Annotated in this window: 19 protein-coding genes; 8 read left to right on the plus strand and 11 right to left on the minus strand. The window is 73.2% G+C overall.

The features are described from left to right. The first annotated feature begins 58 nt into the window (after nt 1-58). From LO762_RS31045 to LO762_RS31055, 3 genes are all read left to right on the plus strand, one after another. Nucleotides 59-601 (plus strand): regulatory protein RecX, encoded by a 543-nt coding sequence (locus tag LO762_RS31045; protein WP_230619803.1) that lies wholly within the window; start codon nt 59-61, stop codon nt 599-601. 136 nt (nt 602-737) lie between these two features. Further along, the gene (locus LO762_RS31050; protein ID WP_230619804.1) at nt 738-5873 is read left to right on the plus strand and encodes a DEAD/DEAH box helicase; all 5136 of its coding nucleotides are present in this window, start codon (nt 738-740) and stop codon (nt 5871-5873) included. Between the two features lie 194 nt (nt 5874-6067). Continuing rightward, a complete protein-coding gene (locus tag LO762_RS31055) occupies nt 6068-6220 on the plus strand; it encodes a hypothetical protein (protein WP_230619805.1) in 153 nt (50 codons plus the stop codon). A gap of 514 nt (nt 6221-6734) precedes the next feature. Here the strand turns inward: LO762_RS31055 and LO762_RS31060 are convergent. Continuing rightward, nucleotides 6735-7928 carry an ROK family transcriptional regulator gene (locus LO762_RS31060; RefSeq protein WP_230619806.1) on the minus strand — a complete coding sequence of 398 codons (1194 nt, stop codon included), beginning with the start codon at nt 7926-7928 and terminating at the stop codon, nt 6735-6737. A gap of 283 nt (nt 7929-8211) precedes the next feature. On the opposite strand from LO762_RS31060, the gene LO762_RS31065 reads away from it, so the two are divergent. The 3 genes from LO762_RS31065 to LO762_RS31075 all read left to right on the plus strand — a co-directional run bounded on the left by LO762_RS31065 (nt 8212) and on the right by LO762_RS31075 (nt 10117). Further along, the gene (locus LO762_RS31065; protein WP_230619807.1) at nt 8212-8691 is read left to right on the plus strand and encodes an Rrf2 family transcriptional regulator; all 480 of its coding nucleotides are present in this window, start codon (nt 8212-8214) and stop codon (nt 8689-8691) included. Between the two features lie 167 nt (nt 8692-8858). Further along, nucleotides 8859-9626: a YndJ family protein gene (locus tag LO762_RS31070; RefSeq protein ID WP_308104863.1), complete on the plus strand. Its 768-nt coding sequence runs from the start codon at nt 8859-8861 to the stop codon at nt 9624-9626. Next, nucleotides 9623-10117: a DUF1990 family protein gene (locus LO762_RS31075; RefSeq protein ID WP_230619809.1), complete on the plus strand. Its 495-nt coding sequence runs from the start codon at nt 9623-9625 to the stop codon at nt 10115-10117. Before LO762_RS31070 ends, LO762_RS31075 begins: the two co-directional genes overlap by 4 nt. Before the next feature lie 201 nt (nt 10118-10318). Here LO762_RS31075 and LO762_RS31080 read toward each other — a convergent pair whose 3' ends face one another. From LO762_RS31080 to LO762_RS31125, 10 genes are all read right to left on the minus strand, one after another. After that, nucleotides 10319-10687 carry a helix-turn-helix domain-containing protein gene (locus LO762_RS31080; protein ID WP_230619810.1) on the minus strand — a complete coding sequence of 123 codons (369 nt, stop codon included), beginning with the start codon at nt 10685-10687 and terminating at the stop codon, nt 10319-10321. A gap of 111 nt (nt 10688-10798) precedes the next feature. Beyond that, nucleotides 10799-12076: a CinA family nicotinamide mononucleotide deamidase-related protein gene (locus LO762_RS31085; RefSeq protein WP_230619811.1), complete on the minus strand. Its 1278-nt coding sequence runs from the start codon at nt 12074-12076 to the stop codon at nt 10799-10801. Nucleotides 12077-12081: 5 nt separating this feature from the next. Beyond that, on the minus strand, nt 12082-12615 hold the full coding sequence (gene pgsA / locus LO762_RS31090; RefSeq protein WP_230619812.1) for a CDP-diacylglycerol--glycerol-3-phosphate 3-phosphatidyltransferase: 534 nt from the start codon (nt 12613-12615) through the stop codon (nt 12082-12084). Nucleotides 12616-12635: 20 nt separating this feature from the next. Then, entirely contained in the window at nt 12636-14069 is a 1434-nt protein-coding gene (gene rimO / locus LO762_RS31095) for a 30S ribosomal protein S12 methylthiotransferase RimO (RefSeq protein ID WP_230619813.1), read from the minus strand. 38 nt (nt 14070-14107) lie between these two features. After that, on the minus strand, nt 14108-14857 hold the full coding sequence (locus LO762_RS31100; protein WP_230619814.1) for a helix-turn-helix domain-containing protein: 750 nt from the start codon (nt 14855-14857) through the stop codon (nt 14108-14110). An 85-nt stretch (nt 14858-14942) separates the two neighbouring features. Beyond that, the gene (locus tag LO762_RS31105; RefSeq protein ID WP_230619815.1) at nt 14943-17300 is read right to left on the minus strand and encodes a DNA translocase FtsK; all 2358 of its coding nucleotides are present in this window, start codon (nt 17298-17300) and stop codon (nt 14943-14945) included. A 317-nt stretch (nt 17301-17617) separates the two neighbouring features. Further along, the gene (locus LO762_RS31110) at nt 17618-18301 is read right to left on the minus strand and encodes a Crp/Fnr family transcriptional regulator (protein ID WP_230619816.1); all 684 of its coding nucleotides are present in this window, start codon (nt 18299-18301) and stop codon (nt 17618-17620) included. A gap of 137 nt (nt 18302-18438) precedes the next feature. Then, nucleotides 18439-19296, minus strand: a complete 858-nt coding sequence (locus LO762_RS31115) for a 1,4-dihydroxy-2-naphthoate polyprenyltransferase (protein WP_230619817.1) — start codon at nt 19294-19296, stop codon at nt 18439-18441. Then, complete coding sequence (locus LO762_RS31120) at nt 19293-20849, minus strand: MFS transporter (protein WP_230619818.1); 1557 nt, start codon at nt 20847-20849, stop codon at nt 19293-19295. The genes LO762_RS31115 and LO762_RS31120 overlap by 4 nt, the downstream gene beginning before the upstream one ends. A gap of 110 nt (nt 20850-20959) precedes the next feature. After that, nucleotides 20960-21928, minus strand: coding sequence for a DMT family transporter (locus LO762_RS31125; RefSeq protein WP_230619819.1), 969 nt, complete (start codon nt 21926-21928; stop codon nt 20960-20962). On the opposite strand from LO762_RS31125, the gene LO762_RS31130 reads away from it, so the two are divergent. Continuing rightward, nucleotides 21927-23315 (plus strand): PLP-dependent aminotransferase family protein, encoded by a 1389-nt coding sequence (locus LO762_RS31130; protein ID WP_230619820.1) that lies wholly within the window; start codon nt 21927-21929, stop codon nt 23313-23315. The genes LO762_RS31125 and LO762_RS31130 overlap by 2 nt on opposite strands. Before the next feature lie 11 nt (nt 23316-23326). Then, complete coding sequence (locus LO762_RS31135) at nt 23327-23854, plus strand: GNAT family N-acetyltransferase (RefSeq protein ID WP_230619821.1); 528 nt, start codon at nt 23327-23329, stop codon at nt 23852-23854. Nucleotides 23855-23901 lie beyond the last annotated feature (47 nt).

Consider the following 23901-nt stretch of genomic DNA (forward strand, 5'->3'; position numbering starts at 1 on the left):
GGCCCGCAGACCGGCGGAACACCGAGGGCTGTCGGGGTACGGGAGAAGGGGGGCGGAGGTGGCGCAGCGGCGCAGGCGGGAGCCGGAAGAGGTGCGGCCGCCCGCGGATCCGGAGGCCGCCGCGCGGGAGATCTGCCTGCGGCAGCTGACTCTGGCGCCCAGGACGCGGGCGCAACTGGCGGAGGCGCTGGCGCGCAAGGCGATCCCCGAGGAGGTGGCCGAGCTGGTGCTCTCCCGGTTCACCGAGGTGGGGCTGATCGACGACGAGGCGTTCGCGCAGGCATGGGTGCGGTCCCGGCACAACGGCAAGGGCCTGGCCCCGCGCGCCCTGTCGGCGGAGCTGCGCCGCAGGGGCGTCGCCGACGAGACGGTCCGGGAGGCCGTCGCCGACCTGCACCCGGAGGAGCTTGCGGAGGCGGCCCGCGCGCTCGTCGCCCGGCGGCTGCCCGCGACGGCCGGTCTCGATCCGGCCCGCCGCACCCGCCGCCTCGTCGCCATGCTCGCCCGCAAGGGCTACTCCCCCGGCCTCGCCTACCAGGTCGTCCGCGAGGCGCTCGCCGACACCGCCGAGGACGAACCTCCCTTCCCCGACGACCCCTGAGCCCCCCCAGACGGGCACGGCGGTGCCTGTTCTTGTCCGGGGGCAGGAGGGTGCCGGGCGGCGGTGGAGCGGGGTTCGGGCTGGTCGGGGTGGGTGGGGCGGGGATTTTGTCGGTGGGCCGGGGGAGGATGGGGTCATGGTGGAAAGGGATGGCGGGAGCGGGTTCTCGGCGGCCACGCGCGAGTGGTTCGCCGGGGCGTTCCAGGCGCCCACGGCGGCGCAGGAGGGCGCCTGGCAGGCGATCAGCCGGGGCGAGAACACCCTGGTGGTGGCGCCGACGGGGTCGGGCAAGACCCTCGCCGCGTTCCTGTGGTCGCTGGACGGGCTGGCGTCCGAGCCGGTGCCGGAGGACGCCTCCCGGCGCTGCCGGGTGCTGTACGTGTCGCCGTTGAAGGCGCTCGCGGTGGACGTCGAACGGAACCTGCGGGCGCCGCTCACCGGGATCCGGCACGCGGCGCGGCGGCTCGGGCTGCCCGAGCCGGACATCAGGACGGCGATCAGGTCGGGCGACACCCCGGCCGCCGAGCGCCGCCGCCAGATCACCAGGCCGCCCGACATCCTCATCACCACACCCGAGTCGCTGTTCCTGCTGCTCACCTCGCGCGGCAGGGAGTCGCTGCGCGGCGTGCGGACGGTGATCGTCGACGAGGTGCACGCGGTGGCGGGCACCAAGCGCGGCGCCCATCTCGCGCTGTCCCTGGAGCGTCTCGACGCGCTGCTGCCACAACCCGCCCAGCGCGTCGGGCTGTCGGCGACGGTCCGCCCGCTGGAGGAGGTGGCCGCGTTCCTCGGCGGCGCCCGCCCCGCGACGATCGTGCGCCCGCCCAGCGAGAAGTCCTTCGACCTGCGCGTCGTCGTGCCCGTCGAGGACATGGCCGAGGTGCCGCAGGCCGGTGCGGACCCGCGCCAGCGCTCCATCTGGCCGCACGTCGAACAGGAGGTCCTCGACCTCATCGCCGCCCACCGCTCCACCCTCGTCTTCGCCAACAGCCGCCGCCTCGCCGAACGCCTCTGCGCCCGCCTCAACGAACTGGCCACCGAACACCTCTTCGGCCCCCTCGACGAACACCACTCCCCCGCCGTCACCATGGCCCAGGCCGGCACCACCAAACCCCGCCCCACCCACCCCGACCCCTGGACCCGGCACGAGCACGACCCGTCCGACGCCGAGGAGACCCCGGACGCGGACGCGCGGGGGGTCGGCGGCGGTGAGGAGGCCGACGCGTGGGCTGACGTTGCGGGTGGGGTGGAGGAGGGGTTGTGGGTGGCGGATGAGGCGGGGGGCGGGGAGGAGCGGCGTGGGGGGTTGGGGCGGGTGGATTTTGCGGGGGTGGAGTTGGGTGGGCGGGCGGACGGGCGGCTTGACGCGTTGGTGCGGCGGGTGGTGCGGGACGGGGTGGTGGAGGTGGCGCGGGCGCATCACGGGTCGGTGTCGAAGGAGGAGCGGGCGGGGATCGAGGACGCGCTGAAGGCGGGAAGGCTGCCCGCGGTGGTGGCGACGTCCAGCCTGGAGCTGGGAATCGACATGGGGGCCGTCGATCTTGTGGTGCAGGTGGAGTCGCCGCCGTCGGTGGCGGGCGGGCTGCAGCGGGTCGGCAGGGCCGGGCACCAGGTCGGCGCGGTGTCGCGCGGAGTGATCTTCCCGAAGTACCGGGGCGATCTGGTGCAGACGGCGGTGGTGGCCGAACGGATGCGGGAGGGCGCGATCGAGGCGCTGCGCTACCCGCGCAACCCCCTGGACGTGCTGGCCCAGCAGATCGTCGCGATGGTCGCGATGGACGAGTGGGACGTCGACGAGCTGGCGGCCGTGGTCAAGCGCGCCGCGCCGTTCGCGGGGCTCACCCGCAGCGTGTTCGAGGCGACCCTCGACATGCTCGCGGGCCGCTACCCGAGCGAGGAGTTCGGCGAGCTGCGGCCCCGCCTGGTGTGGGACAGGGTCGCGGGCGTGCTGCGCGCCAGGCGCGGCGCCCAGCGCCTCGCGGTGGTGAGCGGCGGCACCATCCCCGACCGCGGCCTGTTCGGCGTGTTCCTCGTCGGCGAGAAGTCCTCGCGGGTGGGCGAGCTGGACGAGGAGATGGTCTACGAGTCGCGCGTCGGCGACGTTTTTGTGCTGGGCGCCAGCTCGTGGCGGATCGAGGACATCACGCCCGACCGGGTCCTCGTGTCCCCGGCGCCCGGCCGTCCGGGCAAACTGCCGTTCTGGCACGGGGACTCGCCGGGCCGCCCCGCCGAGCTGGGCCGTGCCCTCGGCGCGTTCACCCGCGAGGTCGCCGCGATGCCGCAGGAGCGGGCGTTGCAACGCGCCGCCGAAGCGGGGCTCGACCCCTGGGCGGCGGAGAACCTCGTCTCCTATCTGGCCGAACAGAAGGAGGCCACGGGCCGCGTCCCCGACGACCGGACGATCGTCGTCGAGCGGTTCAGGGACGAGCTGGGCGACTGGCGGCTCGTCCTGCACTCGCCCTACGGGGCGCTGGTGCACGCGCCCTGGGCGCTGGCGATCGCGGCCCGCCTGCGCGAGCGGTACGGCAGCGACGCGCAGGCCATGCACGCCGACGACGGGATCGTGCTGCGCGTCCCGGACACCGACGAGCCGCCGCCCGGCGACCTGTGCGTGTTCGACCCCGACGAGATCGAGCGGATCGTCGTCGCCGAACTCGGCTCGTCGGCGCTGTTCGCCGCCCGGTTCCGGGAGTGCGCGGCGCGCTCGCTGCTGCTGCCGCGCAACCGGCCCGACCGGCGGATGCCGCTGTGGCAGCAGCGCCAGCGCGCGGCGCAGCTACTCGCGGTCGCCGCCAGGTACGAGACGTTCCCCATCATCCTGGAGACGGTCCGCGAGTGCCTCCAGGACGTGTTCGACGTACCCGGCCTGATCGACCTGATGCGGAACGTCGCGACGCGGCGGGTGCGGGTCGCCGAGGTGGAGACCCCGACGGCGTCGCCCTACGCGCAGTCCCTGCTGTTCCGCTACGTCGCCGCGTTCATGTACGAGGGCGACTCCCCGCTAGCCGAACGCAAGGCCCAGGCGCTGTCCCTGGACTCCTCTCTCCTCGCCGACCTGCTGGGCCAGGCCGACCTGCGCGAACTCCTGGACGCCGACGTCCTCACCGAGACGGCCGCCGAACTCCAGCGCCGCACCCCCACCCGCCAGGCCCGCGACCCCGACACCCTCACCGACCTCCTGCGCGCCCTCGGCCCCCTCACCACCACCGAAGCCTCCGCCCGCACCCGCCTCCACCCCCCACAACCGGCCGACGGTGCACACCGGGAAGCGCCGGAAGGGGCTCCGACGGTCTTCGACGCGGGCGGTCCGGACGGCGGAGCGACGCCGCCCGGCGCGGCCGACCTGCCCGCAGCCGTGCCGAACGGCTCCACGCTCGACGCCGGTGCGGCCGACAGGGCCGTGGCGGGGTCGGGGGGTGAGGGGGATGTGGCTGATGAGGTAGGTGTGGCCGGGGTAGTTGAGGAGTGGCTGGTGGGGTTGGAGCGGGAGCGGCGGGTGATCAGGGTGCGGGTCGGCGGGGCGGAGAGGTGGGCGGCGGTGGAAGACGCCGGGCGGCTGCGTGACGCGTTGGGCACGCCGTTGCCGGTGGGGATCCCCGAGGTGTTCCTGGAGCCCGCCGAGGATCCGTTGGGCGGGCTGCTGCTGCGGCACGCGCGCACGCACGTGCCGTTCACCGCGGCGTCGGCGGCCGCGCGGTACGGGCTGGGCCAGGCGGTGGTCGTGGAGACGCTGCGGCGGCTGCCCCAGGTGGTCGAGGGCGAGTTCACCCCGGAAAGGTCGGGCACCGAGTGGGTGGACGCCGAGGTGCTGCGGATGCTGCGGCGGCGCTCACTGGCCCGGCTGCGCGCCGAGGTGGAGCCGTCGCCACCGGAGGCGCTGGCCAGGTTCCTGCCGCGCTGGCAGGGCGTCGGCGGGCGGCACGGCGGCCTCGACACGCTCGTCGCGGCGATCGAGCGGCTCCAGGGCTCGGCGGTGCCCGCCTCCGCGCTGGAGACGCTCGTGCTGCCCTCGCGGGTGCGCGGCTACACCCCGGCGATGCTCGACGAGCTGACGTCCTCCGGCGAGGTCCTGTGGGCGGGCAGGGGCGCCCTGCCGGGCGGCGACGGCTGGATCTCCCTCTACCTCTCCGACACCGCCCCGCTGCTCCTCCCCCCGGCCCTGGAACTCACCCTGACGCCCGCCCACGAGGCGGTCCTCGACGTGCTCTCCGACGGCTCGGCCCCCTTCTTCCGCACCCTGTCCGACCGGCTCAACACCCCGCGCCGGGCGAACGACCTCGACGCAGCCACGACGGGCGACGGCCTCCCGGCGCGCCGGAACGGACGGCCGCCCGATCCCGAGTCGGGCGACGCCGGAGCGGGCCGGAGCGCGCGGGTGGACGACCGTGAACTCGTCCAGGTCCTCTGGGATCTGGTGTGGGCGGGCCTGGTGACGAACGACACACTGGCGCCGCTGCGGGCCGCACTGGGCGGCGGCAAGCCCGCGCACCGGGCCGCCACCGGGCGCCGGGGCAGGCCGGTGCTGCCGAGCCGCACCGGGCCGCCCGCAGCGGCGGGCCGGTGGTGGCTGGTGCCCGCCGCCGCCGAGGACCAGACGCGCAGGGCGCACGCCCTCGCCGAGACCCTGCTCGACCGCTACGGGGTGGTGCTGCGCGGCTCGGTGGTGGCCGAGCACACACCGGGCGGGTTCGCCGCCGTCTACCCGGTGCTGCGCGCGTTCGAGGAGTCGGCCCGGTGCCGTCGCGGCTACTTCGTGGAGGGCCTGGGCGCCGCGCAGTTCGCGCTGCCCGGCGCCGTCGACAGGCTGCGCTCGCACCGCGCCCCCGAGCCGGGCAAGCCGCGCGCCGACGTGCTGGCCGCCGCCGACCCGGCGAACCCGTACGGCGCGGCGCTGCCCTGGCCGGAGACGGAGGGCGGGCACCGTCCGGGCCGCAAGGCGGGCGCGCTCGTCGTGGTGGTGGACGGCGTGCTCACGCTCTACGCCGAGCGGGGCGGGCGGACACTGCTCACCTGGAACGCCCCGGCGCTGCCCGGCGCGGTGGCGGCGCTCGCCGCCGAGATCCGGGGCGGCGCGCTCGGCGCGCTCACCGTGGAGCGGGTGGACGGCGCGCCGGTCCTGGAGAGCCCGCTTGCCGCCGTCCTGGAGGGCGAGGGGTTCCATCCGACGCCGAAGGGCTACCGGCTCCGCCGCTTACCTGACGGGAGCCCCCACCCAGGGCGGGACCTCCGACCCTGGGCGAAATGTCGCACATTAAATAGTTTGAAGAAATAGACGCCCCTAGTCTGGAATGGGACCTCCAGCCCCGCTGTTGGGACCTAAGACAGGGTCACGGATCATCCCGACGGGGGACGCTGAAGTCGTCCTCCCGGTTGAGGTGACGGATCACGGATTCTGTCACTGTGAACTGGTAGGGATAGAAGATCTCCGGGCTGTACGGGCCCGGCCGAAAGCAAGGGGGAGGCGGCATGACACCTACCGCTCGCTGGGCCCAGGCCCGGCGCCGCAAGCTCCGCACCATCTCCCGGACCGTCCGCGACCGCGCCCAGACCGACCCGCGCAGGACGGCGGCCCCGACCCCCGTCACCCCCGACGAACCCCCAGTCCCGCAGACCGCCTGACCCGGGTCTCCCTCACTCAGGGCGGCCCCCACCTCACTCAAGGCTGCCCGCCCCGCAGTTCGAGGCCGCCCGCACCCTCAATCGCGACCGTCCGCTCGGGATTCAAGACCGCCCACACCTCATCCACGGCCACCATGCCGACCGCACGGCATTCGAGGCCGCCACACCTCGTCCATGGCCGACCGCACCGCGTTCGAGGCCGACCGCACCCTCAATCGCGATCGTCCGCACGGGGTTCAAGACCGCCCGCACCTCATTCACGGCCACCCGCACGGGGATTCGAGGCTGTCCGTGCCCTCATTCATGGGTGCTATGGCCGACCGCACGGCATTTGAGGCCGCTCGCGCCTCGTTCATGGCCGTCCGCGCGGCATTTGAGGCCGTCCGCAGCGTGCGAGGCGGCCTTTGTTCTTTCGCGTGTCCCGGCCGAATTCCCGCCGTGACGGAATTCACCTGGCGAGGGTGCCGCAGAGGGCTGTCCGGTGCTTCGGGATCGCGCGGTGGGGAAGGCCCGGTCAGTCTGTTGTGGTGGAGAACACTTCTTCGCGGGCGTGGGCCACGGCGGTGTCGAGTGCGCCCTGGAGGACCGGGGTGGTGGTGACGCGGCCGGGTACGACGTTGGGCCGTGTCGGGGAGATCCGCGCCACCGCGTGTTCGATGCGGCGCGCCAGCGGGGTGCCGCCCGCGGCGCCCAACGCGCCCGTGACGACGACGAGGCCGAGGTCCAGCACGATGTTCACCGCGGCCACGCCGAGCGCCAGACGGGTCGCCAGGGCGTCCAGGAAGGCCGCCGACGCGCCGGTGTCGTCGGCGGCGGCGTCCGCGACCGCCTCCAGCGCCGACTTTCCGGGCATCCCGTGCTCGGCGGCGAGCGCCGCGACGGCGTCCGCGCTCACCAGCGAACCGAACCCTCCGGCCAGCGCGGGCTGCTTGTAGGTGACGGACTCGGTGACGCCCTCAGGCAGCGCCGCCCCAGGCACCGGCAGGTAGCCGATCTCCCCTGCGCCGCCGGAGACGCCCCGGTGCAACCGGTCGCCCATCATGACCGCGAGGCCGATGCCCCGGTCGATCCACACGAGCGCGAAGTCCTCGACGTCGCGGGCGGCGCCCCGGGCCCGTTCGGCGACGGCGACGAGGTTGACGTCGTTCTCGATGAGCACGGGCCGCCCCAGGTCGTCGCGTAGGCCCGCGAGGACGCCTTCGTGCCACGCGGGCAGGTCGAAGGCGAACCGCACGTCTCCGGTCCGGGGGTCGACGACGCCGGGCGTCCCGATGACGCACGCGTGCAGCTGGGCGACGGGCACCTTGGCCAGCAGGCTCGCCTTGGCGACCGCCGCGTGCACGCTGGCGACCGGGTCGGCCCCGCCGTCCAGCGCGACGGTGGCGCGCGCCCGCTCCGCGCCGGTGATGTCGGCGATGCCCGCGATGACCGCGTCGGGCCCCACCTCCAGCCCGGCGACGAACGCCGCGGAAGGCACAACGCCGTACAGCGCCGCGTTGGGCCCGCGCCCTCCGGCCTGCTCCCCCACGACCTCGACGAGCCCACGTTCCTCCAGCCGCGCGAGCAGCTGGGAGGCCGTCACCTTGGACAGGCCGGTTCGGTCGCCGATCTGCGCCCGGGTGAGCGGCCCCTCGCCGATGAGCAGTTCCAGCGCCGCCCTGTCGTTGAGTTCACGGAGCAGGCGGGGCGTCCCCGGCCGTCGCGCCATGTGGTCCACCTCGTCACTCGGGTCCCGGACAGCAGATCAGTAAAGTTTGTTACTAGATTAGCGAACCCGGGACGATGCCCCGCCAACGCCGCCGCTCACGCGGGCCCTCCGGCGTCGACGGCACCACCCTGACGTATCGGAGACGCGAAAATGATCTCAACGGGGTCACGGTTTCCGCGCGGACCGGAAACCAGATCTACTATTCCGCTCCAATTGGTTTCTCAAGGCTGCTCTACCGGGGTGGTGGTGAAACCTGCCCCCGGCACAGGGGATACTTGGTCACATGCGACTGTCTGCCAGGGTTGATTACGCGCTGCGGGCCGCCTCGGAGCTGGCCGCAGCGGCCGAGTCCTCGACGGGGGGGCACCCGGTGACGGCCGTCCAGCTCGCCGAGACCCAGGCGATCCCTCCCAAGTTCCTGGAGAACATTCTGGGGCAGCTGCGCCGCTCCGGCATCATCCGGAGCCAGCGCGGCCCTGACGGGGGCTACTGGCTGGCCAAACCCGCCTCCCAGATCGCACTCGCCGACATCATCAGGGCCATTGACGGGCCCCTGCTCGGCGTGCGCGGGGAGCGTCCCGAGGACGTCGGCTACAGCGGTGCGGCACGCGCCCTCCAGGAGGTGTGGATCGCGTTGCGCGCCAGCGAGCGGGCCATCCTCGAGGCGGTGACCCTTGAGCACATCGCGTCGGGTGAACTGCCGGAGGCGGTCCAGCGGCTGACGTCCGATCCGGCCGCCTGGAGCAGCCCCACCTTCACCTGAGGGCTCCCCGGGCCCACCTGTCCGTGGCCGCTTCCGGCCCCCGTCCCCGCGCCAGCGTGCCCGGGGACTTTTTCTCACCCCCTGTTGAACGCGTTCAAAAGCATGGGTTACGGTGAAGCGCCGTTGAACACGTTCAGAACTTTGGGGGTGGTCCTGTCGACGTCCTGGTGGACCTCCTGGTCTGTGCGGGAATGCTGGCGATCGTCCCACTGGGCCTGTCGCTGCTGGACGCCGCGCGACTGCGCCCGGTCTGGCTCGCCGGGGCCGTCCCCGGCGCGGTGAGCCTGTGGCTGCCGCGCGGGGCCCTCGCCGCCGCGCTCGCCGCCCTGTACGCGGCGGCGGCCGCCGTCCTGCTGGTGGAGGCCCTGCGTCGCCTGCCGCGCGCCCTGCGCGACCCGAGGGAGCTCGCCTTCGCGACGGCCCTGGGCTCGCCCGCCGTCGCGGCGGTGGCCCTGGTCCCGGAACGCGCCGGGCACACCCTGCTCGGCTATCCGCCGGTCATGCTGGAGCTCACCGTCGCGCACTTCCACTTCGCCGGGTTCGCCGCCGCGCTCGTCGCGGGGCTGGTCCGCCGGCCGGAGACGGGCGCGGCGGGCCGGTGGGCGGCCCTGACCGTGCCGGCCGGGACGCTCGCGGTACTCGGCGGCTACTTCGTCGGCCAGTGGGCGGAGTTCGCCGGGGCCGTGGTGCTGACCGGCGGGATGTGGCTCACCGCGCTGCTGTGCTGGCGCACCGGACGGGCCGCGTTGCGCGTCGCGGGCGCGGTGCTCGTCCCCACGATGCTCCTCGCCCTGTGGTACGCGTTGGGCGAGGCGGCCGGGATCCCCCACCCCGGCCTGGCCTGGATGACGGCCACCCACGGGGTCGCCAACGCGCTCGGCTTCGGACTCTGCGGGGTCCTCGGCTGGCGCCTGCTCACGAAGGAAGCCCCATGACGTTCACCTACCCCGAGGTCGGCGCCACCGCCAGGAGCCCTCTGCCGGACGGCTACGCGCACCTGTACGTGCGCAAGGAGATCGGCCGGGGCGAGGCCGCCTATCAACGCGCGTCCGAGGCCCTGATGACGTTCGCGATGCACCGCCGCATCCCGGTCGGCGTAAGGGCGTCGGCGCCACGCGCGGCGGAGGGCGTCACCGTGACGGTCACGCTGGGCGGCGTCGTCAGAGCGCCCTGCGAGATCGTCTGGACGGCTGACGGCCCGCGCCGCACCGGCTGGGCCTACGGGACGCTCCCGGGCCACCCCGAGAGCGGCGAGGAGTCCTTCCTCGTCGAACTGCACGACGACGGCGCGGTCACCCTCACCGTCACCGCCTTCAGCCGCCCCGCCTTCGCCCCCCTCAGGCCGTTCCAGGCGCTCGTCCCGCCGCTCCAGCGCCTCTACGCCCTCCGCTGCGCCGCCGTCCTGCGCGCCCTCAACCGCCCCTGACCGGAGACGTGCGAAGGCCGCGCCCCGTCGTGAGCGCGGCGCGCGGCCTTCGGTGCGGGGCCTACCGGGATGGCTGGCGCTGATCCCTGCTGATCTCTACAACGCCGACGGGCTCCCCCGTATGCCCGTGGGGAGCCCGTCGATCCGTCGTCTGCCACCATCTGAAAAAATCGGTGCGGCCAGGGGACGTCCTCGTCGCCGTCAGGCCGCGACCATGTCCCCCCGGAAGGCTTCCCCGGCGATCGCTTCGGGCGAGTCGGGTACCGAGGAGGCCGGGATGGTCTCGGAGATGCGCTCGTGCTGCGGGGCGCCGGCCATGACCGGTTCCGCCTGAAGCTCGGCGAGCGCGAGTAGATCGGACACTTCTCTCAGGACGTGCGACAGCGGCACGCCCAACGCCTTGCAGATCGCCGCGAGCAGCTCAGAAGAGGCTTCCTTCTGACCGCGTTCCACCTCAGAGAGATATCCCAACGACACCCGGGCCGCGGCGGACACCTCGCGGAGGGTGCGACCCTGGCGCAGCCGGAGCTGCCGCAGAACGTCCCCCAGCAGCTGGCGAAGCAGGACCATCGCTCGCTCCCTCCCCATCGTGCGGACCATCTGACGGTTCCACCGTACCCGTCTCAGACCTGAGCTTGGCAGAGCCGGGAAATCGTGTTCGCTGCGAACGTAACGCCGTATTCAGCTCAAACCTTCCAGATCTTCCTGATCCTCTTCCCATTCCCGGATCATCGCAACCCTCAAGAGTTCGTGTCGGAGCAGGTCCAGAGCGTGAACGACGGTCATCTCCCGGACCAAGGGACGGGCGCGTGACCCATCCCTGGGCAAAGTCAAGGCAGGGGTGAGGGAACGCGACACCTCGGGCCCCGCCACCCCGATATGTACGGTTCCGACCGGTTTGCCGTCCTGGGGTTCGGGTCCTGCGACCCCCGTCACGGCCAGGCCCCACGTCGCGCCGAGCCGCGTCCTGGCGCCCTCGGCCATGGCGACCGCCACGTCCGGATCCACCGCGCCGCGCTCGGCCAGCAGATCCTCCGGCACCCCCAGCAGGGCCGCCTTGAGCGGCGTGGCGTAGGCCGTCACCCCGCCCCGGAAGGCCGCCGACGACCCTGGCGCGCCCGTCAGCTCCGCGCCCAGCAGGCCCCCGGTGAGGCTCTCGGCGACGGCGACGGTCTCGCCCCTGTCGATCAGCAGCCCGAGGACTCCCGTCGCGAGGCCCGCGTCCCTGCCCTCCCCGTAGACGGCCTGACCGAGCCGCTCCCGCGCCAGCGTGGCCGCGGCGCGCAGCGCCTCGGTGGTCTCGGCGGTGATCCTGACGTCCACCCGCGCCGGGTGGGGCAGGTAGGCCAGGGTGACGCCGTCGAGCTTCTCCACCGGAGCGAGCCGCCCCGCCAGCACCGTCTCCCAGACGCCCGCCGTCCGCAGCGTGAGGACGTGCGGGACGCGCGGCGCGCGCAGCTCCGGCAGCACCGTGCCGGCCATGATCGCGCGCATCTCCGACGGCACTCCCGGCAGCGCGTACACGGGCTTGCCTTCGACGACCATCCCTATGCCGGGTGCGGCGCCCGCCGGGTTGGGCAGCTTCCGCGACCCCTCGGGCAGGTCGGCCATCCGCAGCGCGGACGCGCGCAGCCGCACCCCGTAGGCGGTCGAACGCTCCCGGATCGCCCGCTCGGTCGCGGGGTCGCGCCTGAGGCCGACGCCCGCGAGCGCGGCCAAGGCGTCCCGTGTGAGGTCGTCGTAGGTGGGGCCGAGCCCTCCGGTGATCACCAGGCTGTCCGCCCTGGACAGCGCCTCGGTGACGGCGGAGGTGATCTCCTCCAGGGTGTCCCCGACGACGGCGGAGCGCGTCACCGTGACACCCGCCCTGGTGAGCTCCGAGCCCATCCAGGCGGCGTTCGTGTTCACCACGTCGCCGATGAGCAACTCGTCCCCGACCGTCAACAGTTCCACGCGCACAGGGCTCACCCTAGTGCGGCGCGGCGGCGCGCGCCGAGGTACTCCAGGCCCGAGACGACGGTCATGACGACGGCCGCCGCCATCAGCGCGGACCCCACGATCCCGGTGTCCACCGGCAGCAGGTAGACGAAGATCGCGAGCATCTGCAGCGCCGCCTTGTACTTGCCGAGCTTCTCGGCGGCCACGACGACGTCGCGGCGCAGCAGGACGAGCCGGTGCAGGGTGATCGGGATCTCACGGGCCAGGATGATCGCCGTCGCCCACCACGTCAGCTCGCCGTTCAAGGACAACCCGACAAGGGCGCCCCCCGTAAGCAGCTTGTCGGCGATCGGGTCGACGATCTTGCCGAAGGTGGTGATCTCCTTGCGGCTGCGCGCGATCCGCCCGTCGGCGTAGTCGGTGAACGCGGCGACGACGAACAGCGCGAGCGCGGTGAGCCGCCAGGCGGTGCCCTCGGTGAGGACGAGGATGGCGAAGAACGGGGGGACGAGGGCGATGCGCAGCACCGTGAGCGCGTTGGCGATGTTCACGGTGCGCACCCGCCGATCCTGCGGTGCCGTCACGGACCCGGGACCTCGGTGCCGGAGGAGACCTCGCCGTACAGGTCGACGCCCTCGGAGCCGGTGATGACGGCCGTCACCAGGTCGCCCGCAGCAAAACCGTCTCCTTCGACCGTCGTGCTTCCGTCGACCTCGGGAGCCTGGTGGAAGCCGCGGCCCTCCCAGACGCCCGGTTCGACCTCTCTTTCGACGAGGACGGCGATCTCCGTGCCGATCCGCTCCTCGGCCCGCTGGTCGGTGAGCTCCTCGGCCAGCGCGCTCACCTCGGCGAGACGGGCGGCGACCTCGTCGGGGTCGAGCTTGCCGTCCAGGGTGGCGGCCTCGGTGCCGTCCTCGTCGGAGTAACCGAACACGCCGATCGCGTCGAGGCGGGCGGCCTCCAGGAAGCCGGTGAGGTCGGCGAGCTCGGCCTCGGTCTCGCCGGGGAACCCGACGATGAAGTTGGACCGCACGCCCGCCTCGGGGGCCAGCGCCCGGATCTGGGCGAGCAGGTCCAGGAACCGCGCCGGGTCGCCGAACCTGCGCATCCGGCGCAGGACCGTCGCGCTGGCGTGCTGGAAGGACAGGTCGAAGTAGGGGACGACACCCGGCGTCCCTGCGATCACCTCAAGGAGGCCGGGCCGCAGCTCCGCCGGTTGTAGGTAGCTCACCCGCACGATGTCCACCACCTGCGTCAGCTGAGGCAGCAGCTTCTCCAGCGCGCGCAGGTCGCCCAGGTCCTTGCCGTAGGACGTGGAGTTCTCGCTGACCAGGACGACCTCGCGGACGTCGTGGGCGGCCAGCCACTCGGCCTCGGCGAGGATCTCCTCGGGCCTGCGCGACACGTAGGAGCCGCGGAAGGCGGGAATCGCGCAGAAGGTGCAGCGGCGGTCGCAGCCGGAGGCGAGCTTCAGGGGCGCGACCGGCCCTCCGCCCAACCGCTTGCGCAGCACCCGGGGCCCGGACGCCGGGGCGACCCCCACGGGGAGGTCCTCGGCCGTGGCTCCGTGCCCAGGCACGTGGACGTGCTTCGCGGACCGCTCTACGGGGGTGATCGGCAGCAGCGTCCTTCGGTCGCGCGGCTTGTGCGGGGCCAGGGCGCGGCCCTCCACCACGTCGTCGAGGCGGGCGCCGATGGCCGTGTAGTCGTCGAAGCCGATCACCGCGTGCGCCTCGGGCAGCGCGTCGGCGAGTTCAGCGCCGTACCGCTCGGCCATGCAGCCCGCGGCGACGACCTTGGCCCCGGTGTCGTGCGCGGCCAGCAGGGTGTCGATCGAGTCCTTCTTGGCCGCGTCGATGAATCCGCAGGTGTTCACCAGGACCACGTCCGCGCTCTCGGAGCCCTCCTGGAGCGTCCATCCGGACGCCTCAAGGCGGGCGGCGAGTTCTTCGGAGTCCGTCTCGTTGCGGGCGCAACCGAGGGTGACCAGGGACACGGTTCGGGGCTCGGGCATGCGTCTAAAGGTAGTGGGCGCCGGGCCCCGCCCGTGACTCAGGAGGCGCCGAGCTTGTCCCCGTCGAAGAACAGCCGGACGACCTGACCGTCCTTGCCGGGCACCCCGAGGTCCTTGCCGTTGACGGTGAGGACGACCCCTCCGGCGTTGCCGAGCGTGATGCCGACCTTCTTGCCGGTCCAGCTTCCGGTCTTGCCCTTGGCGAGGGTGCCCATGAACAGCTTGTCCCCGTCGACCGGCTCGACCCGCACCCACGCCTGCGCGGTGGCGCGGATCTGGACCAGCACGTGGCCCTTCTTGACCGGGACGGCCGCGACCGCCTCCGGCCCCGGCGTCGCGGCGGCGGGCGACGCGGTGGCCGTCACGGTGTCCTTGGCGACGACGGGGGTGGCCCGCTCCGCACGGTCACCGCTGAAGAGCTGCACGATGCCCCACACGGCCACCAGAGCCAGCACTGCGGCCATGGCGGCGCTCCAGTTGGTCTGGCGCCTCTCCTTGAACCTGAGGGGCGTCTCGGGCTCGAAGGCGGTCGCCGCGGCGATGGTGCCGCCGGGGGCGCCCCCGTGGGTCTCGTCGTACTCGCGGATCAGCGGGTCGGCGTCCACGCCGACCACCTTGGCGACGCTGCGGATGTGGCCGCGGGCGTAGAAGTTGCCGCCGCACAGCGAGAAGTCGTCCTGCTCGATCCCGCGGATCACCGTCTCGCGGATCCGGGTCCGTTCGGCGATGTGCATGACGGTGAGACCCGAATCACGACGTGCCTGACTCAGGACTTCACCGATGCTCATGAGAGAAACCTCCACCGCGACGCTGTCATGATCAGTCTAGAACCGTGATCTCCACCGTTCAGTAAGCTTCCGCTCCGTTTTCGAGTCACGAATTGAGCAAGGCGAGCACCTCGGCGAGCCCGTCGGGCTTCACCAGGACGTCGCGCGCCTTGGAACCCTCGGACGGCCCGACGATGCCGCGGCTCTCCATCAGGTCCATCAGGCGGCCCGCCTTGGCGAACCCGACGCGCAGCTTGCGCTGGAGCATCGAGGTCGAGCCGAACTGGGTGGACACGACGAGTTCGATCGCCTGGACGAGCAGTTGAAGGTCATCGCCGATCTCCTCGTCGATCTCCTTGCGGGGCCCGGAGTCCGCCTGCACGTCCTGCGCGTACTCGGCTTCCATCTGGGCCTTGCAGTGAGCGACGATGCCCGCGATCTCCTTCTCGGAAACGTAGGCGTTCTGCAGTCGCATCGGCTTTGACGCGCCCATGGGGAGGAACAGGGCGTCACCCTGCCCTACGAGCTTCTCCGCGCCCGGCTGGTCGAGGATCACCCGGCTGTCGGCGAGGGACGAGGTGGCGAAGGCGAGCCGTGAAGGCACGTTCGCCTTGATCAGCCCGGTGACGACGTCGACGGACGGCCGCTGGGTGGCCAGGACGAGGTGGATCCCGGCCGCGCGCGCGAGCTGGGTGATCCGGACGACGTGGTCCTCGACGTCGCGGGGGGCGACCATCATGAGGTCGGCGAGCTCGTCCACGATCACCAGCAGGTACGGGTAGGGGGTGTAGACGCGCTCGCTGCCGGGGGGCGCGGCGAGCTTGCCCGCCCGGACCGCCTTGTTGAAGTCGTCGATGTGCCGGAAGCCGGACGCCGCGAGGTCGTCGTAGCGGCGGTCCATCTCCCCGACGACCCAGCCGAGCGCCTCGGCGGCCTTCTTCGGGTTGGTGATGATCGGGGTGATCAGGTGCGGGATGCCGGCGTAGGCGGACAGCTCGACCCGCTTGGGGTCCACCAGGATGAGCCGTACCTCGTCCGGCGTGGCGCGCATCAGGATGGACGTGATGAGGCCGTTGATGCAGGTGGATTTACCCGCGCCGGTGGCGCCCGCGATGAGGATGTGCGGCATCTTGGCGAGGTTCGCCACGACGGTGCGGCCTTCGACGTCCTTGCCCAGGCCCACGAGCATCGGGTGCTGGTCGGTGGCGGCCACCTGGGAGCGGAGCACGTCACCGAGGGAGACGAGGTCCTTGTCGGTGTTGGGGATCTCCACCCCGATGGCGGACTTGCCGGGGATCGGGGAGATGATCCGGACATCCTGCGACTTGACCGCGTAGGAGATGTTCTTGGTGAGCGCGATGACCTTCTCGACCTTGACGGCCGGGCCCAGCTCGATCTCGTAGCGGGTGATCGTCGGGCCGCGGGTGAACCCCGTGACCTGGGCGTCCACGTCGAACTGTTCGAGCACCCCGGTGAGGGCGTTCACGACGACGTCGTTGGCCTTCGTGCGCGGCTTGATCGAGGATCCGGCCTTGAGCAGGCCCGGTTCGGGCAGCCTGTAGCCCTCGCCCGTCGCGCCGATCTGGAGCTGCTCCGCGCTCGTCGGGGCGGGGCTGGGGTCCGGGAGGACGGCCGGGGCGGCGACGTCCAGGGAGGTCGGCTCGCCGGGGGTGTCGGGGCCGAGGGGGTCGTCGCCGAAGATGTCCTCGGACAGCGGGGGCCGTCCCGGCTTCTCCGGTTCGACGACGGGGGTGTCGTAGGGGCGGGTGTGGCCTCCGACCTCGAACTCCTCGGTCGGCTCCGCTTCGTCGTCCTTGTCCTTGCCCCTGCGGCGGCGCCGCTTGGGCCTGCCCTCGCCCTTGCCGTCCGCGTCGCCGGAGTCGTCAGAGTCGTCGGGCTTGCCGCGCCTGCCCGGCTTGTCGTCGCGGTCCTTGAGCATCGCGAAGCGCATCAGCTCGTCGAACCTGTCGGGGATGCGGTGGACGGGCGTCTTGGTGACAACGAGGAGGCCGAAGAAGGAGATGAGGAGAAGGAGAGGCACCGCCACCCATGCCGACAGGAGCGTCTCCAGCGGCGCGGAGACGAGCCAGCCGAGCACGCCGCCCGCCTTACGGACCGCGTCCATGTCGGCCGGGGCGGGGCTGCCCGCGGCGATGTGCACGACGCCCGCGATACCGAGGAACAGCGCGCTGCACCCGATCGCGATACGGCCCGCGTCCTCGTGCCGTTCGGGGTGGCGCAGCGTGGACCACGCCAGGAACGCCAGCAGCAGCGGCAGGCCCATGGCGAACCTGCCGATGCCGCCGCGGATGATCGTCTCCAGGACCTCGGTGAACCAGCCGCGCGGCGTCCACCAGGTCACGGAGGCGAAGACGATGGCGACGCCGAGCAGGGCAAGGCCCGCTCCGTCCCTGCGGTGTTCCGGTTCCAGTTCGCGCGCTCCGTCTCCGTAGGCTCGGAACATGGAGCCGACTCCCCTCGCGGTCAGCGTCCAGAGCCCGGCGAGCATCCGGAAGAAGCCGAGGAAGAGCCTGCTGAACGGCCCCGGGCCGCGCGCCGCGGGCGCCGCCCCACGGGGCTGACGCCCCCGGTGCGGCTCCCGGGCGGGAGGGCGGCGACGTGTCGCGGGGGTCTTGCCGGCGGTCCTGGAGGACCCGCCGCGCGAGGAGTTCCGCGTACCTCCGGACGCACGTGAGGCCATGCGGATGAGCGTAACCCGCGACACAAGAGCAACCAAGAACAAAACGGGCGCGTGTCGCCCTCAGGACGCCTCAGAACGCCTCAGGGCTCCCCGAGGTGCTTGCGGAGCCCGTCGAGGTCCAGGACGACAATGCGCCGCCAGCGCGTCCGGATGAGGCCGCGCACCCGCCACTCGCGCAGCGCGCGGGCGACGGTCTCGCGGGAGGCGTCGACGCAGCTGCCCAGTTCGTTCTGGGACAGCGGGGGCAGCCGGATGCCCTCGTCCTCGGGGATGCCGCTCTCCTCGGCGAGGGTGAGCAGGAACCTGGCGAGGCGGGCCGCGCCGTCGTGGCTGCCCAGCGCCACGATGCGGCTGTCGGACTGGGCGAGTCTGCGGCTCGCGGTGCGGTAGATGTGCCGCCACGCGTGCGGGTGCTCGTCGAGGAAGGCGCTGAACCTGCTGCGGGTGACCGAGAGGGCGGTCACCGGGTGCAGCGCCGTCAGCGTCGCGGTGCGGGGGGAGCCGTTGAGCAGCCCCGTCTCGCCGACGAGTTCACCGGGACCGCGCACGGCGATGACGACCTCGCGGCCGTCGACGTCGCCGACGGAGACCTTCGCCCAGCCGTGGCGCAGGATGAGCACCTGATCGGGCCGCTCGCCCTGGAGGAGGAGCCGCGCCCCGGTGGCGAACGTGCGGATCCGGCCGCCCCGCTGGAGCGCCTCGCGGGCGGGCGGGTCGAGACTGCTCCAGAAGTTCTCGGGCCGGGCTGGTTCGGGGGGAGCCATACTCTATTTGACTACGAATTCCCGCCGGGCGATCCCCCGTCTGTAAGGAATTCGCAACGAACGTCCGGAAGCGCACGTTCGTCACGCGGCCGCCACCGGCGCGTTTCCCCCGCGCCCGGCCTCCGCTGTGGGGCGGGTCACACGGCGAGGCCGACGGCGAGGAGCGCGCCGAAGACGAGCTGCACCCTTCCCGTCTCGCCCAGCACCTCGATGAGCTCCTTGCCCTGCGCGCCGTGAAGGACGCGACGGGAAGGCGCGATCGTCAGGGGGGCGCACAGAAGCGCGATCAATGCCCACGGGCGGGCTATCGCGATACCGAGCACGATCGTGAACGGCATCGACAGGCAGAGCGTGAACAGCACCCGCGAGACGGTGTCGCCCAGGACGACGGCGAGGGTGCGCTTGCCCGTCATGGAGTCGGTGTCCAGGTCGCGGATGTTGTTGACGACGAGCATCGCGCACGAAAGCAGGCCGACCGGGACGGCGGCGGCCCAGGCCGTCCAGGGCAGGTACTCCAGTTGGACGTACACGGTGCCGACGACGGCGACGAGCCCGAAGAAGACGAACACGGACAGCTCGCCCAGGGCCCGGTACCCGTAGGGCCGCGACCCCCCGGTGTAGAACCATCCGGCGGCGATGGCGGCGGCGCCCACGAGCAGCAGCCACCACGACGTCACGGCGGCCAGGACGAGCCCGGCGACGGCCCCGACGCCGAACGCGATGAACGCGGCTGCGAGGACTTGCTTGGGCGGCTTGGCTCCCGAGCCCGTCAGGCGCAGCGGCCCTACGCGCTCGTCGTCGGTGCCCTTCACGCCGTCGCTGTAGTCGTTGGCGTAGTTCACCCCGACCTGGAGCGCGAGCGCGACGAGCAGGGCCAGCGCGGCCCGCCACCACACCGGGTGGCCCTCACCGACAGCGAGGCCGGTGCCTACGGCGACGGGGACGACGGCGGAGGGCAGCGTTCGAGGGCGGGCGCCCGCGATCCACAGGTTCATAGCTCTTTTCCGCGCAGGCGCAAGGTCAGGATCAGTCCGATGGCGAGGATAGCGGCGGTCACGAGGGCGGCGTGCCCGGTCGCGGTGGCCAGGCTCTCGATCGCGGCGGCCGACTGCTCGGGGTCGAGCGCGGAGATCGTGGTGCCGACGCTGGCCTGGAGCTCGTCGGCCATCTGTGCGTCACCCGTCCGGGCCTGCATGGCGTGGCCGAGGCTGGTAGCGAAGACGGTGCCTATGCAGGCGATACCGAGGGCGCTGCCTATCTGCCGCGACGTGGACTGGGTGCCGGACGCCTGCCCGGACTGCCCGACCGGCACGTCGGCCAGCGAGACGTTGGTGAGCTGCGCCGAGGTCATGCCAAGGCCGAGGCCGTACAGCAGCATCCAGGGGGCGAGGCCGAAGCCGGTGGTGCCCGCGTGCGTCGTCAGCCCGATCGCGAGAACGGCGGCGACCTCCATCGCCATGCCGTACTGGACGACGCGGGCGGCGCCGAGCCGGCGGGCGAGGCGGGCCGCGGTGCCGCCGGACAGGAACGAGCCGATCGCCAGCGGCAGGATCGCCACGCAGATCTGGAGCGGGGAGTCGCCGTGCGCGCCCTGCAGGAACAGGGGCAGGATGAACAGGAGGCCGAGTTCGCCGACGCTGATGAGGGAGGCCGCGGCGTTGCCGCGCCGGAACGTGGCGATGTGGAACAGCCGCAGGTCCAGCATCACCGGCTTGCCCGCGCGCGCACGGCCGCGCTCCACCAGCACGAACGTCACAAGCAGCCCGATGGAAGCGGCCAGCGCGACCGGCACCGGCGAGATCGGCCAGCCCGGCAGCGCCTCACTGGCCCGCCACCAGCCGTAGGTCTGGCCCTCGATCAGGCCGAACACCAGCGCGCCGAGGCCGAGCGCCGAAAGCACGCCGCCCTTCCAGTCGAGGCCGCGCGGCCCGGACGCGTCACGCGTCTCGGGGATGTACTTGAGGACGCCCGCGACGAGCAGGAGCCCGAGCGGCAGGTTCACGGTGAACGCCCATTGCCAGCCGTGCGAGGTCGCCAGCCAGCCGCCCAGGAGCGGGCCGACCGCCGTCATGCCGCCGATCATGGAGCCCCACACGCCGAACGCGATCGCCCTGTCGCGGCCGTGGAAGAGGCTGTTCACGGTGGAGAGCGTCGCGGGCATGATCATGGCGGCGCCGACGCCCTGGAGCGCGCGCGAGGCGATGAGAGCGGTCGCGCTGCCTGAGGCGGCCACAAAGAGGCTCGCCACGACGAACACGGCGGTGCCCATGACGAACATGCGGCGGCGGCCGTACACGTCGGCGAGGCGGCCGAAGCTGATCATCAGCGCCGCGAAGACGAGGGAGTAGATCGACGTCAGCCACTCCGCCTGGGTGGCGCGCAAGCCGATCTCGTCCACGATGCTGGGGAGCAGCACGCTGACGATGGTCGCGTCCACCACGATGAGCGACACCGCGAGGCTGATGACCGCGAGGCCGAGCCAGCGGCCCTTCCCGACGGGCGCGAGGACCGCCTCTTCTCGCAGGTCGGCGGTCGTGGGCGCGCTCATCTTCATCCCGGGCTTCGGAGAGGTGACGGATCGGGCCCCAGCCTATTCCCGTGCCCTGAGCGCCCGGAACGGCCCCCTCCGCCTCCCGCGCCGGGGGCCGTTTCCCCAGGTCACACCAGGGGGCGCTGGTACGTCTCCGGCCCTTCGGCGGCCAGTGGAGGAAGATCGGGGACGGGCGCGGGGGCGGCCCGACCCCGGCCGCGCGAGGCGCGCTGCGTCCAGGCGACGCACAGCAGGACGGCGAAGGCGGCGAGCACGGTGAGGGGTTCGAAGGGCTCACCGAGCAGGAGCGCGGCCCACACGAGCGTCATGAGGGGCTGGAGGAGCTGGATCTGTCCCGCGCGGGCGATCCCGGCCCGCGCGAGCCCCGCGTACCAGGCGAAGAAGCCGAGGAACATCGAGAAGAAGGCGACGTAGGCGAAGCCGGCGAGGGCGCCCGGGGTCCACACCGGGTCGGTGGTGGCGAGGAGGACGAGCGTGACGGGGACCGTCAGGGGGGCGAACAGGACGAGGGCCCAGCAGACGACCTGCCAGGGCGGCGTCGTCCTGGCCATCCGGGCGCCTTCGGCGTAGCCGAACGCGGCGAAGACGAGCGCCCCGACGAGCAGGAGGTCGGCGAGCGTGAAGGCGCCGCCGCCCTGCCAGAGCGTGAACACGGTCACACAGGCGGTGCCGGACAGGGCGGCGGGCCAGAAGCCGCGCGCGGGCCGCTCCCCCGCGACGAGGACGGCGGCGACGGCAGTGGCGGCGGGCAGCAGGCCGACCACAACGGCCGCGTGCGACGCCGTGGCGCCGAACTCCAGGGCGAGCGACGAAAGCACGGGGAAGCCGAGGATGATCCCGAAGCCGGTCAGGAGGAGCCTGCCGATGTCCTTCGGGAGCCGTGCGCGCGCGGCGGCCAGTGCCAGGGCGGCGGGGACGGCGACGAGCGCGGCCCTGCCGACGCCGATCAGGTAGGGGTCGAGGCCCTCCAGGGCCAGCACCGTGGCGGGCATCGTGACCGAGAACGTCAGCACGCCGACGAAGGCGAGGAGGAGCGCTATCGGATCAGGTGGAGTAGCGCTATCGTTGTCCCTCATGTACCACGATAGCAGTGTCGGCGCACTCGCTACCAGGCTCCGGCACGAGGCATCAGGGCTGCGAGCCGGTTCACGGCTGCCGTCGAGCAGGGCGCTGACCGAGCGCTACCGTGTCAGCCCGGTGACGGTCTCACGGGCGCTCGCCCTGCTCGTCGCCGAGGGTGTGGTGGTCACCCGGCCAGGCAGCGGCACCTTCGTCGCCGAGCGCAAGGAGGCGCGCGGGTCCGCCGACCGCGGCTGGCAGAACGCGGCCCTGGGCGAGCGCAGGGTGGACGCCTCAGGGGTCGCGCTCGGCCTCCTGCCCGTCCCGGCGGGCGTCGTCCCGCTCATCGGGGGCTACCTGCCCGAGAGCCTGCGGCCCGAACGCGCGCTCGCGGCGGCGGGGGCGCGGGCGGCGCGACGGCCCCGCGCGTGGGGCGCCCCGCCGCCCGAGGGGCTGCCCGAGCTGCGCGCCTGGTTCGCCGGACGGGCCGGCTGCGCCCCCGACGACGTGCTCGTCTCCGGCGGCGGCCAGGCCGCGCTCTGGCTCACGCTGCGCGCGATCGTGCCGCCCGGCGGGCCCGTGCTGGTCGAGTCGCCCACCTACCCCGGCGCGACGGCGGCGGCCCGCGCCGCCGGTTTTGTGCCCGTGCCCGTCCCGGTGGACGGCGAGGGCGTGCGCCCCGAACTGCTCATCGAGGCGTTCGCGCGGACGGGAGCGCGGGCCTTCTACTGCCAGCCCACCTTCCACAACCCGACGGGCACCGTGCTCTCCCCCGCGCGTAGGGAGGCCGTCCTGGCGGCGGCGCGAGAGGCGGGGGCCTTCGTGATCGAGGACGACTTCGCCAGGCACCTGGCGATAGGCCCCGCGCCCGCGCCGCTCGTCGCCGGGGACGCCGCGGGGCACGTCGTGCACATCGCCTCCCTCACCAAAGCCACGGCGCCGTCCCTGCGGATCTCCGGGATCGTCGCGCGCGGCCCGGTGGCCGAACGGATCCGCGCGGGCCAGCTCGTGGAGTCCTTCTTCCCCGCCGCGCCGCTCCAGGAGACCGCCCTGGAGTTCGTCTCCTCCCCCGCCTGGCCCCGGCACCTGCGGGCCGTCGCGGCCGAGCTGCGGCGGCGCAGGGACGCGCTGGCCGCCGCGCTCGCCGCGCACCTGCCGGAGGCCGAGGCGGCACCGCCGCCCGGCGGCCTGTACCTGTGGGCGCGGCTCCCGGACGGCGTCGACGACGTCGCCCTGGCCGAGACGGCGCGCGCGCACGGGGTCGCGGTCGCCCCCGGACGTCCGTACTTCCCGGCCGAGCCTCCCGCGCCGCACCTACGGCTCAGCTACTGCGCGGCCGAGGACACCGCCGCCCTCACCGAGGGCGTCAGGCGGCTGGCGGACGCGCTGCGCGCCACGCGGTAGCGTGGCCGCCCATGACGGACGTCGGCGTCAGGGACGCCAGGATCGGTGACACCGCGGCGATCGCCGAGATCCAGGTGCGCGCGTGGGGGGCCGCCTACGCGCCCTTCATGCCACCCGAGCCGCTCGCGGAGATGACGGCCTCGGCCGCGCCGTGGCGGGAGCGCTGGCTTGCCGCCGTCACCGAACCGCCCTCGCCCCGGCACCGGGTGCTCGCCGCCGTCGCGGAGGGCGTCGTCGTCGGGTTCGCCGCGTTCGCGCCCGCCGAGGACCCCGACCAGGAAGCCGACGCCGCCGAGCTCGTCACCCTGGCCGTCGATCCGGCCCGGATGCGCGAAGGGCACGGGAGCCGCCTGCTCGCCGCCGTCGCCGACCTGCTGCGCCAGCTGTCGTTCCAGACGGCCGTCACCTGGGTGTTCACCGAGGACGCGGCGCTGCGCGGCTTCCTCGAACCGTCCGGGTGGGCCCCCGACGGCGCCACGCGGACCCTCGCGCTCGGCAGGCCGGTCGAGATGATCAGGCTCCACACGTCCCTCGCGTGACGCCGCGCCCCGGGGCGGCTCCGGCGCGTCCCGGCCGCCGCCGTTGC

Origin of the sequence: Actinocorallia sp. API 0066, assembly GCF_020991275.1 — a bacterium.
Lineage (GTDB): Bacteria > Actinomycetota > Actinomycetes > Streptosporangiales > Streptosporangiaceae > Actinocorallia.